General features: G+C 62.8%; 11 protein-coding genes. 9 read left to right on the forward strand and 2 right to left on the reverse strand.

Features of this window, described 5'->3' with window-relative positions; genetic code table 11:
- Positions 1–133: 133 nt before the first annotated feature.
- Positions 134–1,309, forward strand: coding sequence for a cell division protein FtsZ (gene ftsZ, locus ABIV12_RS05705; protein WP_348057136.1), 1,176 nt, complete (start codon positions 134–136; stop codon positions 1,307–1,309).
- 289 nt (positions 1,310–1,598) lie between these two features.
- Positions 1,599–2,510, forward strand: coding sequence for a UDP-3-O-acyl-N-acetylglucosamine deacetylase (gene lpxC, locus ABIV12_RS05710; protein ID WP_348057138.1), 912 nt, complete (start codon positions 1,599–1,601; stop codon positions 2,508–2,510).
- A gap of 245 nt (positions 2,511–2,755) precedes the next feature.
- Here lpxC and ABIV12_RS05715 read toward each other — a convergent pair whose 3' ends face one another.
- Positions 2,756–3,979, reverse strand: coding sequence for a DciA family protein (locus ABIV12_RS05715; RefSeq protein WP_348057140.1), 1,224 nt, complete (start codon positions 3,977–3,979; stop codon positions 2,756–2,758).
- Here ABIV12_RS05715 and ABIV12_RS05720 point away from each other — a divergent pair.
- The 6 genes from ABIV12_RS05720 (at position 3,890) to ABIV12_RS05745 (ending at position 11,469) form a co-directional block, all read left to right on the forward strand.
- Positions 3,890–4,183 (forward strand): M23 family metallopeptidase, encoded by a 294-nt coding sequence (locus ABIV12_RS05720; protein ID WP_348057145.1) that lies wholly within the window; start codon positions 3,890–3,892, stop codon positions 4,181–4,183. The genes ABIV12_RS05715 and ABIV12_RS05720 overlap by 90 nt on opposite strands.
- A gap of 278 nt (positions 4,184–4,461) precedes the next feature.
- On the forward strand, positions 4,462–7,224 hold the full coding sequence (secA, locus tag ABIV12_RS05725; RefSeq protein ID WP_348057147.1) for a preprotein translocase subunit SecA: 2,763 nt from the start codon (positions 4,462–4,464) through the stop codon (positions 7,222–7,224).
- A 19-nt stretch (positions 7,225–7,243) separates the two neighbouring features.
- On the forward strand, positions 7,244–8,191 hold the full coding sequence (locus tag ABIV12_RS05730; protein ID WP_348057149.1) for a Nudix family hydrolase: 948 nt from the start codon (positions 7,244–7,246) through the stop codon (positions 8,189–8,191).
- A gap of 261 nt (positions 8,192–8,452) precedes the next feature.
- Complete coding sequence (locus ABIV12_RS05735) at positions 8,453–9,784, forward strand: choice-of-anchor Q domain-containing protein (protein WP_348057151.1); 1,332 nt, start codon at positions 8,453–8,455, stop codon at positions 9,782–9,784.
- Positions 9,785–9,871: 87 nt separating this feature from the next.
- Entirely contained in the window at positions 9,872–10,861 is a 990-nt protein-coding gene (locus ABIV12_RS05740; RefSeq protein WP_348057153.1) for a glycosyltransferase family 2 protein, read from the forward strand.
- On the forward strand, positions 10,858–11,469 hold the full coding sequence (locus ABIV12_RS05745) for a methyltransferase domain-containing protein (RefSeq protein ID WP_348057155.1): 612 nt from the start codon (positions 10,858–10,860) through the stop codon (positions 11,467–11,469). The genes ABIV12_RS05740 and ABIV12_RS05745 overlap by 4 nt, the downstream gene beginning before the upstream one ends.
- 49 nt (positions 11,470–11,518) lie before the next feature.
- Here the strand turns inward: ABIV12_RS05745 and ABIV12_RS05750 are convergent, their stop codons facing one another.
- Positions 11,519–13,453, reverse strand: coding sequence for a tetratricopeptide repeat protein (locus ABIV12_RS05750; RefSeq protein ID WP_348057157.1), 1,935 nt, complete (start codon positions 13,451–13,453; stop codon positions 11,519–11,521).
- 92 nt (positions 13,454–13,545) lie between these two features.
- On the opposite strand from ABIV12_RS05750, the gene ABIV12_RS05755 reads away from it, so the two are divergent.
- Entirely contained in the window at positions 13,546–13,842 is a 297-nt protein-coding gene (locus ABIV12_RS05755; RefSeq protein ID WP_348057159.1) for a hypothetical protein, read from the forward strand.
- Positions 13,843–14,140 lie beyond the last annotated feature (298 nt).

Below are 14,140 nucleotides of genomic sequence, written 5' to 3' on the forward strand. Positions count from 1 at the left end.
ATCGCGGGCGACCGAAACGGTCGCAAACCGGCAGCGTGCCAGCTGCTGCATACGGGACGGATCGGGGAGTCGATCACGGGCCCGGAAACGATAAATAGAAAAGCGGCACTTAACTTTTTGCGGAGGATGGGAAATGTTCGAGCTCGTTGAAAGAATGGCACCGAATGCGATCATCAAGGTGATCGGTGTGGGCGGCGGCGGCGGCAATGCAGTCAGCCACATGGTGCAGGCAAATGTCGAAGGCGTCGATTTCGTGTGTGCGAACACCGATGCGCAGGCGCTGAAGAGCAGCGGTGCAAAGTTCACCCTGCAACTTGGTGCGAACGTCACCAAGGGACTCGGTGCCGGTGCGAATCCGGAGGTCGGCCGCCAGGCCGCGCTGGAAGATCGTGAGCGCATCGTCGAACTGCTGACCGGCGCCGACATGGCGTTCATCACCTGCGGTATGGGTGGCGGCACCGGCACCGGAGCGGCACCGGTGGTGGCGCAGCTGGCAAAGGAGATGGGCATCCTCACCGTTGCGGTGGTGACCAAGCCGTTTCCGTTCGAAGGCCGTCGGCGCATGCAGGTCGCGCTGAAGGGCATCGAGGATCTCGGCCAGTACTGCGACTCGCTGATCACCGTGCCCAACGAAAAACTGCTGACCGTGCTCGGTCGCGACGTGACCCTTCTCAGCGCCTTCAAGCAGGCGAACGACGTGCTGCTCGGTGCGGTCCAGGGCATCGCCGACCTGATCACCCGGCCAGGCCTCATCAACGTCGACTTCGCCGACGTGCGCACGGTGATGAGCGAGATGGGCATGGCAATGATGGGCACTGGCACTGCGCGCGGCGACGACCGCGCTGTGGCAGCCGCTGAGGCCGCGATCAACAATCCGCTGCTCGACGACGTCAATCTGGCGGGCGCCTGCGGCATCCTGGTGAACGTCACTGCCGGTACCAACCTCACCATGCGCGAGTTCGACGACATCGGTCAGGTGATCCACGAGTTCGCCAGCGAGGACGCAACGGTCGTGGTCGGTACCGCGCTCGATCCGGAGCTGGGCGATGACGTCCGTGTGACGGTGGTGGCGACAGGGCTCAACAGGGCGGTCGTGCGGCAACCGCTGCGCGATACCCGCGAGCGCGAAATCATTTCCACCCAGCGGCCGTCGATGCGCGTCGTGCGCAACGCGTCCACGGGCGAAGTGGACTATCTCGGCATTCCGGGACAGCCGATGCGAACGGCGGTCGATCATCCCGTTGCTGCCGCGGAAACGTCGGGCGACTATCTCGACATTCCTGCGTTCCTGCGTCGCCAGGCCGACTGACGCACGCTGCATACCCATCCTGACCATCGATCCCGTCGGCACGACGGGCGGTGGTTTTGCCGGCGGCGCTCGAACACGTCGCCGGCCCCGATCGCTCCCCTGCGCAGGCAGGGTGGCGATCGCGGTCGACCCTGAAAAACAGTGTTTCATGCCCACGCGGGTCGGTAGGTGTTGCGAAAAAACTACAGAGTGTGGGGCGTATACATCGCCTGAACTTCTCAGCCCCTTCACCCTGTGTTAACCTCGCCGGCGTTTTGCAAACTCCTGCCCCAGGGGTCAAACCATAAAAATGATCAGACAGCGCACGCTCAAGAACGTCATCAGGGCGACGGGCGTGGGTCTTCACACGGGCGACAAGGTTTACATGACCTTGCGACCGGCAACCGTCGACACCGGCATTGTTTTTCGCCGCGTCGATCTGCCGAACCCGGTGGATATCCGCTCCTGTTGCGAAAACGTAGGCGACACCCGCCTCTCCACGACCCTCGTGAAGGGTGACGTCCGCGTCGCGACGATCGAACACCTTCTCTCGGCCATGGCCGGGCTGGGTATCGACAATGCCTACGTCGACCTTTCGGCGCCCGAAGTGCCGATCATGGACGGCAGCGCCGGTCCCTTCGTCTTCCTGCTGCAGTCGGCCGGAATCGAGGAACAGGCGAAGGCGAAGCGCTTCATTCGCATCAAGAAGCCGATCACCGTGCGTGACGGCGACAAGTGGGCACGGTTCGAGCCGTTCGACGGCTTCAAGGTTGGGTTCTCGATCGACTTCAACCATCCGATGTTCACCAAGCGGACCTCCACCTCGGAGATCGACTTCTCGACGACCTCATTCGTCAAGGAAGTAAGCCGCGCGCGAACGTTCGGCTTCATGCGCGACATCGAGATGCTGCGCGAGAAGAACCTCGCACTGGGCGGTTCGATGGACAACGCCATCGTGCTCGACGACTACCGCGTGCTGAACGAGGACGGCCTCCGTTACGAGGACGAATTCGTCAAGCACAAGATCCTCGACGCGATTGGCGATCTGTACCTTCTTGGACACAGCTTGATTGGCGCGTTCTACGGCTACAAATCCGGTCACGAGCTCAACAACAAGCTGCTTCGCACCCTGATCGCCGACGCGGCGGCGTGGGAAGAAGTGAGCTTCGAGGACGAGAGTTCCGCCCCGATTTCCTATGCCCATCCGGCGCAGGCGGTCTAGCACATTGCGAAAAAGTGTACTCGTCGCGCCTTGAGCGACGCGCATCACAGGAATTGAATGTCGGCACGGGTAAGGTGCCAGTCCGGTGAAGGCGCGAAGACGTCGAATCGGAGCGGCAAGTGTCCTCCCGAGGGACATCGTCCGACGCAGGCCAAGGCAGGACGCCCGGCCCGCAGATGAATCCAGGACCTTCGCCTGAAGGTCGTGCGCGTCAGCCCGAGCCGCCCCGGCCGGGATCAAGGAAATCATTCGTCCGAGGCAATGGACGCAAGCTTCAGGTAGAGGTCCTGCATTTCAGGATCGGAAAGGGATTTCGCTGTTGCGCGCAGGTGGCGTGCGGTGGCGGAGGAAAGCGGTTTCGGCTTTGTCGGGTCCGGGGGGACAGTCGGCAAGGGCGCCACTTTCACGGCGAAACGTTCGACAGTGTCGCCCACGGCGATGCGGGCTTCGGCAAGCAGGCTCGATTGATGGAGTCTGATTCGGCTGGCCCATGTCGCGCTGGACGCCAGGAAGACGATTCGCCCGTTGCGCACGTCCGCGAGCCTCGTCTCGCGGGCAACCGCGGCAGGCAAAAGGTGGCGCAGTCTCTCATCGAGTGCATCCAGTGCGCGCGCGCGGTCCGCGAGCGCATCGAGCGCGATGCACTCCGCGACAGGCTTCAGGCCTTTCGCGGGGTCACTGAGGAGATTGCGACGTGGCGGCATGACGAACACGAACCGGTCAGCTGAAGCATGAATATCATTATCGTCCGCAACGCGCGTTTCCTGCCAGCAACAATCGATCTGGCAGGACGGCGCGGCCGAATGCTCGCAGCGGCGGTGGTCGGCGGATGCGCGCTGTTCTTCGTTGCGATGGGTGTCGGCGCGACCCTGCTGCTGGACAATCCGCGGCGTGCAGATCTGGGCGAAGTGGCGCAACTGCAGACACTCGTTGCCGCCCAGCGGGATCGGTTGGGGGCACTGGATACCGATTCCCACCGCAACCTCGATGCACTCGCGCTGCAGCTCGGAAAATTGCAGGCGCAGGCAACCCGACTCAATGCCCTCGGCGAGCGCCTGACCCAAGTGGGCAAGCTCGACGATGGCGAATTCGACTTTGCCTCCGAGCCAGCTCTCGGTGGTCCGGAGGAGCCCGCGAACGGCGTCACGATGGCGTTGCCCTTCCAGAGCGGCATCGACAATCTGCGCGCCGAGTTCGACCGCCAGCAGTCGCAGCTGGACGTGCTGGAAAACCTCCTGCGTGATCGCAAAATCGACAATGCGTTGCTTCCCAGTGGCATGCCTGTGGCCCAGGGTTACATCTCGTCGGGTTTTGGTGACCGCTCCGACCCGTTCGACGGGCATCAGGCGATCCACATGGGGGTCGACTTCTCCGCGCCGATGGGAACGCAGGTCAGTGCCGTGGCCGATGGCGTCGTCACCTTTGCGGGCGAGCGAAATGGCTATGGAAATGTCATCGAGATCGATCACGGCAACGGGTACATGACGCGCTACGCGCACAACTCGGCTCTCATCACCGAAGTGGGCACGCGTGTGCACGCCGGGCAGATCGTCGCCAAGGTGGGTTCCACCGGGCGTTCGACCGGAGCGCATTGCCACTTCGAAGTGTGGTTGAACGGCCACGCGGTCAATCCGATGGCCTACGTCAAGTCGACCCGCGCGGCGCGCGGCTGAACGGCTTCTGGTCACGCCGATCGCGGCTGCGCAGGCGCGTCCGGTAGCACAGGCGCCGCGGACGACAGAGCCGACACCCGCCCGTTCGCAGAATCATCGGCGCACTTGAAAGGGCGACCACCCGCACAAAACTGGCTTGTGTCGTGGGGGAGCCGTATCATCGTCGGCTGCGTCGCGCATGCGGACGTATCGCACGCGAGACCCGCCGTCCATGCCGGACGTCCCGCAAAGACCTGACCGCGCCCGCGCGGCATCCGACTCTCAATCGAAGACCATCCATGCTCAACAGCTTCCTGACGCGCATTTTCGGCAGCCGCAACGAACGCGTGTTGCGCCAGCTCGGCAAATCCGTGGCGCAGATCAATGCGCTGGAGCCGCAGTGCCAAGCGCTCTCCGACGACCAGCTGAAAGCCAAAACGGTCGAATTCCGTCAACGTCTGGCCGACGGCGCCACGCTCGACAGCCTTCTTCCGGAAGCGTTCGCGACGGTCAGGGAAGCGGCGCACCGCGTCCTTGGGCAGCGACACTACGATGTGCAGATGATCGGCGGCATGGTGTTGCACAGCGGCAAGATCGCCGAGATGCGCACCGGCGAAGGCAAGACCCTGGTCGGCACGCTGCCCGTGTATCTCAATGCCCTTGAAGGAAAGGGCGTCCATGTCATCACCGTCAACGACTATCTGGCGAAGCGCGATGCCGCCTGGATGGGCAAGGTGTACGAATTCCTCGGACTCGAGGTGGGCGTCGTCTGGCCGGGCATGGATCACGCCGACAAGCGCGCCGCCTACGCGGCCGACATCACGTACGGCACCAACAACGAATTCGGCTTCGACTACCTGCGCGACAACATGACGTTGAGCAAGGACCAGCGCTATCAGCGCGGTCTGAACTACGCGATCGTCGACGAGGTGGACTCGATCCTGATCGATGAGGCCCGCACGCCGCTGATCATCTCGGGTCCGTCGGACGAATCGCCACAGCTCTACGTGAAGGTCAACCGCATCGTGCCGCGGATGACGCGCCAGACGAAGGAACCGACCCCGAACGAGCCGCCGCCGCCCGGCGATTACTGGGTCGACGAGAAACAGAAGCAGGCGCACCTGTCCGAAGAGGGCATGCAGCACGCCGAGGATCTGTTGCGCGAGGACGGCATCATCGGCGAAGACGAAGGCCTGTACGACTCGCAGCACATCGCGGTGGTGCATCACCTCAATGCCGCGTTGCGCGCGAACGTGATCTATCAGCGCGACGTCGATTACATTGTGCGCGACGGCGAAGTGATCATCGTCGACGAGTTCACCGGACGCACGCTTGCCGGACGTCGCTGGTCCGACGGCCTGCACCAGGCGGTCGAAGCGAAGGAAGGCGTGCCGATCCAGCGCGAGAATCAGACGCTCGCGTCGATCACGTTCCAGAACCTGTTCCGCATGTACAAGAAGCTGTCCGGCATGACCGGCACGGCGGATACCGAAGCGTACGAGTTCCAGTCGATCTATGGCCTCGAAGTGGTGGTGATTCCGACGCACCGCCCGATGGTGCGCAAGGACGAAGCCGACGTCATCTTTCTCAAGGTCGGGCCGAAGTACGACGCGATTGTCGAGGACATCAAGGAGACGCACGAGCGCGGCCAGCCGGTGCTCGTCGGAACCGCATCGATCGAGATGTCCGAACTGCTTTCAGATCTGCTGAAAAAGCGCGGCGTGCCGCACGAAGTGTTGAACGCCAAGCAGCACGAGCGCGAGGCGCACATCGTCGGGCAGGCCGGCCGCCCGAACGCAATCACCATCGCGACGAACATGGCCGGTCGCGGCACCGACATCAAGCTCGGCGGAAACCTCGAGGCGGAGCTGGAAGCACTTCCCGAAGATGCGACGCCGGCCGAACGCCAACGCGTGACGGAAGACTGGCAGAAGCGCCACGACGAAGTGCTGGCGCTGGGCGGCCTGCGCATCGTCGGCACCGAGCGGCACGAGTCGCGCCGCATCGACAACCAGCTGCGCGGACGTTCCGGTCGCCAGGGCGATGCCGGCTCCAGCCGCTTCTACCTGTCGCTCGAAGACAACCTGATCCGCATCTTCATGGGCGAGGGCGTCGCGCGTCTGATGCGCATGTTCGGCATGAAGGAAGACGACGCGATCCAGGACCGCATGGTCAGCCGGCAGATCGAAAAGGCTCAACGCAAGGTCGAAGCGCACAACTTCGACATCCGCAAGCACCTGCTCGAGTTCGACGACACCGCCAACGACCAGCGCAAGGTGATCTACCAGCAGCGCAACGAGCTTCTCGACAGCGAAAGCGTCGCCGAGACGATCGCCAACATCCGTCAGGATGTCGTCGTCGATCTCGTCCATCGCTACGTGCCGCGCGATTCGATCGACGAACAATGGAATTTTGCCGGGCTCGAAGCCGAGCTGCTGTCCGACTTCGGCCTGCAGATGAATCTCAAGCAATGGCTTGACGATCAGACCGAAGCGGATGCGAATGCGGTTCTGGAGCACGTCCAGTCGGGAGTCGATCGCCTGTTCCGCGAGAAGGAAGCGATGATCGGCTCCGAGGTGATGCGCGGGCTCGAAAAGCACGTGATGCTGACCGTCGTCGACAACAGCTGGAAAGATCATCTGTCGAACATGGATTACCTGCGGCAGGGCATTTACCTGCGCGGATATGCGCAGAAGCAGCCGAAGCAGGAATTCCAGCGCGAGGCCTTCGAGCTGTTCGAAAGCATGCTCGGCAGGATCAAGCACGAGGTCGTGCAGATGATCGCGCGCATCCGGATCCGCAGTGAAGACGAAGTCGAAGCGATGGAGCGACAGCAGCGCGAGCAGGCCGAGGCACAAGCCCGCGCCATGCAGTTCCAGCACGCCGACGCCGCAGGATTTTCCGCAGCCGACCTGCCGGCAGACCCCGAGGCAGGCGTGATGCAGCCGACGACATTGCAGCAGTTGCCGATGCAGCGCGACACGCCGAAAGTCGGTCGCAACGATCCATGCCCCTGCGGATCCGGGAAGAAGTTCAAGCAGTGCCACGGCCGGATCGACTGATCCGACTCCGTTCGTGCCGGTGACCGCGCCGATCCACGTGGTTGCCGGCGTCCTGCGCGACGCGAACGGACGCATCCTCCTCACCGAACGCCCCCCCGGCAAGCACCTCGCCGGGCTGTGGGAGTTTCCCGGTGGCAAATGCGAAGACGGCGAGGCGCCGGTCGATGCGCTTGCACGCGAGTTGCGCGAAGAGATCGGCATCACCGTTGAATCGGCTCGCCCGCTGATCGGCATTCCGCATTCGTACCCCGGAAAGGACATCGTGCTCGACGTGTGGCACGTCACCGCATGGTCGGGAACGCCGCAGTCGAACGAAGGGCAGCGCATTGCCTGGATGGCCTCCTCGGATCTCGATCGCGTACCCATGCCGCCCGCCGATCGCCCGGTGCTCACCGCGCTGCGCCTGCCCGATCGCTATCTCATCACGCCCGCACTGAAGCCGACCGAATCCGACGCGGTGATGCAAGGCATCGAGCGCGCATGCCGTCGTGGCGTCCGCCTGATCCAGCTGCGACTGCCAGGATGGCCGCTTGATGCACTTGGGCGCGTTGCCCGCAGCGCACGCAATCTCTGCCACACCTACGGCGCACAACTTCTCGTCAATTCCGATTGGCGCCTTGCTGGCGTGCTCGGTCTCGACGGCGTGCATCTGCCGGCACGCGTCGCTGCTTCGCTGGTCCAGCGCCCGCTGTCGGCCAGTCATCTTGTCGGCGTCTCCTGTCACGACGAGGCGGAGATCGCCCACGCCACTCGCATCGGCGCGGATTTCGTGACCCTGTCGCCGGTGTATGCCACACCGGATCATCCAGACGCCGAGCCACTGGAATGGGACCGCTTTGCCGAAATCGTCGCGCGCGCGACGTTGCCGGTGTACGCGTTGGGCGGCCTGGAATCGGATGACATCGTTGCCGCGCAGATGTCCGGCGCGCAGGGAGTCGCCGCCATTCGTGGACTCTGGATACCCTGAGCCTTCTTGTCCGGAACAGCGCGTTCTGTATGCCCCGGGGGTTAAGATCCGGCGAACGGTCCGAGCGCACGAGCGCACGTTTGATCGTCACATGGAGGGGAAACGGTGAAAGACTCGAATACGATCAAACGTTCCTGCAAGCTAAGCCCGCTGGCGGCGGCGCTGGTGACTCTGTTCGCATGCAATGCGTCTCACGCCGGAGCGACGTCGCTAGTCGCAGTTCCGGTCACCAGCTGCCTGGACGATGGGAGTCCGGGAACCTTGCGGACAATCCTGTCCGAAGCGGCTGGAGGTGCCGACGTGGATCTCGGTGGCCTCACGTGCAGCTCGATCACGTTGACGCAGGGTCCGATCGACATGAGCGCCACCGGCCCGCATCCGCTGGGCTCCGTGACGATCCGTGGCCCGACGGATGCGATGCTGACGATCGACGGCGGCGGTGCAGACCAGGTGTTCGTGCATGGCAATGCGCCGCCCAACATCGGGTCGTTGAAGATCACGCATCTGACGATCGCGCATGGGTATTCGACCAGTGAGCAGGCCGCCTGCATCGCATCCTCCGGAAATGTCAGCCTCGATCACGTCACGGTCACCGATTGTCATGTATCAGCATCGGTGCAGTCCGTGCAGGGTGGCGCGATCGGCGTGCTCGGCGATCTCGACGTCACGTCCAGCACGATCAGCGCATCGAGCGCTTCGAATGCCGTGGCAGACGCCGCCGGTGGTGGAATGTTCGTGGGTGGACAATTGCTGCTCACGCGAAGTGTCGTCAACGGAAATTCGGTCGCAGGCACCGGGCTTTCAGCGTTCGGCTTCACGGGCGGGGGAGGCGTGTTCGCCGTCGGCGACATTCACATCGTCGAGTCCACGATCAGCGCGAATGAAGCCAGCGGAACGCAAGTTGCGTATGGCGGCGGCGTCCTGGGACTGCGCAACATCGTGCTCGAGAAATCGCTGGTCACGGGAAACATATCCTCGTTTGGCGGCGGTGGCCTGTCGAAATCGGAGGACCGCAACGACATCGATCACTATTCACGTGGCGTGACGATCATCGACACCACGATCTCCGGAAACTCCGCCCAGTTCGATGGCGGACTCGGCGGACTGTACGCGTTGACCATCGAGAACAGCACGATCACTGGCAATCACGCGACGCACTCGACTGGCGGCGTTTATTTCCTCGGTTTTCCAGACGCGCTGCTGATTCACAGCAGCATCATCGCCAACAACACGGCTGCCGACACATCGACTCACGCGGCTGATTTGTCCACGGCCAACGGAGGACCTTTTACTGCTCCCGTGTCGGTCGCTGGCAACTCCAACCTGATCGCATCATGGGACACATTGATCACCGTGCCCTCCGACACGCTGGTGTCCGACCCGATGCTGGGTGCGCTTGCCGACAATGGCGGCCCGACGTGGAGTCACGCGTTGCTGTCCGGCAGTCCCGCCATAGACGCCGGCGACAATTTCTTTGGCCTGCCAACGGACCAGCGCGGTGCCCCGCGAGTTGCCGGGTCACGGGCGGACATCGGGGCCTACGAGTTGGCCCAGCCAGCCTATGACACCGTGTTCGCCAACGGCTTCGACTAGACTTGCAAATCAAGTCACCCATGAGGGCTTCGGATGCATGATTATCGGGAACGGCCGTCGAATGCCCACTTCGGTTGAGGGTTCACGATGAAGCTGGTCATCCAGGTTCCCTGCTACAACGAAGCGCAATCGCTGCCGCACGCAATCCCTCAACTTCCGCGCCAGGTCGCCGGCTGCGATGTCGTGGAGTGGCTGGTGATCGACGATGGATCGTCGGACCAGACAAGCAGGGTTGCAGCCGAGCTCGGCGTCGATCGTATCGTGCGCCATCCGGTGAATCGCGGCCTGGCTGCCGCCTTCATGACCGGTCTGCAGACTGCGATCGACAGTGGTGCTGACATCATCGTCAATACCGACGCCGACAACCAATACGACGCCCGCGACATCGAGACCCTCGTGCGGCCGATCATCGAAGGCCGCGCCGAGATGGTGATCGGCTCACGCCCGATCGCGGATACCGAGCATTTTTCCTGGCTCAAGAAAAAACTGCAGGGACTCGGCAGCAAGGTCGTGCGGATGGCCAGCAATACGCAGGTCGCCGATGCGCCGAGCGGGTTCCGCGCGTTCACGCGCGAGGCGGCTCAGCGTCTCAACGTGTTCAGTTCGTACACCTACACGCTGGAGACGATCATCCAGGCCGGGCACAGCAACATTCGCGTTCTGTCCGTGCCGATCCGCACCAATCCGGATCTTCGTCCGTCCCGGCTCGTGAAGAGCATCGGTCGGTATGTCTGGCGATCCGCATCGACGATCGTTCGCATTTTCGCGACCTATCGCCCGTTGATGTTCTTCTGGATGATTGCGGCGTTTTTCCTGCTGCTCGGCGTTGCAGCTGCGGGCTGGTACCTCGTCTACAAGGCGATGGGCCAAGGCTCGGGTCATGTCCAGTCTGCAATGCTCGCCGCCGCATCGATCACGATCGGTCTGATCGCGTTCCTGATCGGGTTCCTCGCCGATCTTCTCGCGGTGAATCGCCGGTTGCTCGAAGGCATCGACTGGCGGCTGCGTCGGGTTGAGCAAGCCACCACGTGTGCATCCGACCGGCACGAACCGGCCACGAGCGAGCGCGCCGAGTGAGCACACGACCACAGCCCGCAGGCAATTTCTACGACAAGTACCGCACCGGCAATCCCATCGCACGACGGCTGATGGACGGGTTTCTCGGTGCGTTCGATTCGCTTTGCGCGCAAGTTCCGATCAGCGCAGCATTGGAAATCGGCTGTGGCGAAGGAGAACTGTCGATCCGCTTGGCGGGGCGCGGATTCACTGTCCGCGGATGCGACATATCTCCCGAAATCATTGAAGAGGCACGCTCGCGGGCGATCGCTGCGCGGGTGGATGCCGCGTTCTGGACGCAACCCATCGAATCGATCGATGTCGTCTCGGAGCGCGCGCCACTGGTGATCTGCTGCGAAGTGCTTGAGCACCTCGACGATCCCCAACGCGCGGTCGATGTCCTCGCGGAGCTGACCCTTTCGCACTTGGTCGTCAGCGTGCCACGAGAGCCGCTGTGGCGAGTGTTGAACATGGCGCGCGGAAAATATCTGGCGGACTTCGGGAACACGCCGGGGCACGTCAATCACTGGAGTCGGTCGGCATTCCTGAAGCTTCTCGAACGGCGTTTCGAGGTGATCGACGTGCATTCGCCATTGCCGTGGACCATGGCGCTGTGCAGGCGGCGTTGAAGCGATTCCGTTTTTGTCGGAATGCAGTGCGCTGTAGGACGATTTAGGCTCAGCCTGGACAGCGCTGACGCCACGCCCCGCGAAAGATCGACTCCATCTCGCGAGTGAACCGCTCGGCATCCATCAGGCTGGAGCCTTGCATCCTCGATCGCAATCCGGCGCGGATTCCAGCCACGCGCTCAGGATCCCGCAGGTGATGCTTGAGAAGGTCCGAGAGGGCGTCGGGGGATGGTGCGACCCAGTCGGCCATGTCGAGATTTGTCAGCAGGCTCATGGCACCACGGGAGATTGCGCGATCACCCAGAACTGTGACGACCGGTACGCCCATGACAAGTGCGTCGCATGTCGTCGTCGCTCCGTTGTAGGGAAACGAATCAAACGCGATATCGATGTCTGCGTGCGCGGCAAAGTACGCATCGATCGGGATGCGGCCTTCAATGTCGATGCGATCCGGTGAAACGGCGTGGGCCGAGAAGGCTGCAAGGATTCTCTCCCTCAGGATCGGGTCCGTGACGCCGACGAAACGCATGCGGCTTTCCGGGAACGCGGCAATGATGCCTGCCCAGGTGTGCAGCAATTCCACGTTGAGCTTGGACGACTGGTTGAACGAACCGAAAGTCCAATAGCCGTTGTCGAGCATCGGCAGTCGTGTGACGTCAGGGAGCGCGACCTGCGGTTGATAGCACCACTGCGCGCCCGGGAGCCGCGCCGGCGTCTCCACCTGCCAACGCTCCGTGATGCCGACGGGATCGGTGATCGCATCGCAAATGCGATAGTCAATCGAGTCGAGGCCCGTCGTGCACAGATAGCCAAGCCACGTGAACTGAAGCGGTGCCGGCTTGCGGGCGAAGACGGGGAGACGATTGCCGGTCGTATGTCCCCCGAGATCGACGAGGATATCAATCCCGTCATCGGCGATGCGTTGCGCCACGGCGTCGTCGTCGACGCCGGCAATGTCACACCAGTGATCGGACAATGCGCGTAAACGCGCGGTTATCTCGTCGAGCGAGGCATGGTTGTAATAGCAGTACACCTCGAAGTTGGCGTGATCATGGTGGCGGAGCAGCCCTTCGATGAAGCACGACACCGAGTGCCGCCTGAAGTCTGCCGACACGTAACCGATTCGAAGTCGTTTGCCTCCATTCGATGGGATCGCTGGTCGCATCGGCGTCACGGACGAGGTCAACTGCTCTTCGAAGCGTCGGTGTTCGGCAAGGATGGTTTCGTTGTCGACGCCGACGATGAAATTGAGCGCGAAGAGGTAGCTGCTCCAGGTTTCCCAGTTTGCGGGATCAGCGGTGACGACCGTGCGCCACGTTTGAGCCGCGGCCACGCTGTCGCCGCTGTCCTGTTCAAGTGAGCCTCTTGCGGCCAGTGCGTGGCTGTTTCCTGGTTCCCGAGCGAGCGCCGAAGCAATCACTGCTCGCGCCGACGCGAATCCGCCATTTTTCACGAGCGCTCGCGCCAGCCTTGCAGGCGCCATTCCATGGCCAGGATCCGCGTCAAGCGCGCGCTCAAATGCGTCGATCGCTTCCATGCGCGTCTCATCGCGGTCGAGTGCGCCGCCCAGCCCGAACCATGCGTCCGCCCATCCAGGCCGATGGCGCAACGCGTTGCGGTAGCTTTCCGCAGCGGGTCCGTTTTCCCCGCTCGCAAGAAGTACGTTGGCGAGATTGAGATGGCCGGCGGGGCTCGATGGCTCCAGTGCAATCGCCTGCCGGTACCGTGACGCGGCTTCCTCCATCCGACCAAGCAGTCGCAATGCGTTTCCGAGGTTGAGAAAACCGCGCCAGTAGTCCGGAGCCCGGCGGACGACGTCCTCGTACACGTCTGCTGCGGCACGCACGTCGCCTGCATCTTCGAGTGCATTGCCTTGCGCGATCAATACGTCGAGCGGTTCGGTGGGCGCTAGTTGAACCCGATGGTCGTCCGACTCCGCTTTACCCGGTACCGCTGCCTTGCGACCGAACAGTTTCTTGAACATTGACCGACTCCGCAGGCGGATGGGAGGAACTCTTGGCGCGTGGGGTCGCCGTGCGTCATGATGACGACAACGAGACGGAGAACGGGAGCATCATGTTTCGGTGGTTCGACACGCACGAGGTTACCGAATTCGCATCGTCGGTGGCGATCGAATACGCGCGACTTCGCAAGTCGACTGCGCTGCGGCGCGACGACAGTGCAAAGAAAAGCCAGAAATTTGCCAAGCTCAACGGGCGCGTCGCCGAGTTCATGCGAACGCGCAAGCCAAATTTCTACAAGAAGGCGCGATTGATCGACTCGCTGCGCACGGGCATGAAGGAGCAGGGCGTGCCTGAAGACGAAAGCGCCGTCTTCATCAACTCGGTCTTGATCGCGCCGATTACGCGTTGAGCGGGTTTGCCCGGGCGAACCTTGCGTGACTCCGCGACAACGGGCCATGTGGAAGCCATAGGCAGTCCTGGCGTGCCGACAATCGTACTGTCGGGGAAGCCACGGAGCGGCTCCGAAAGCAGCGGCAGAGGTGCGCCGTCGACCATGTCGATGATTTAACATCGCGCGCGCCACTCCGCCAATCGATGGTTCGCATGCGAGACCTGAGCGCAGCAATGAAGCCAGCGATGTGCTGGATGATCCTGGTTGCCTTGCTGGGCACGACTGCGCTCGTCTACTGGCCCGGCCTGGCGGGCGG

The organism is Dokdonella sp. (assembly GCF_039926425.1).
GTDB lineage: Bacteria > Pseudomonadota > Gammaproteobacteria > Xanthomonadales > Rhodanobacteraceae > Dokdonella_A.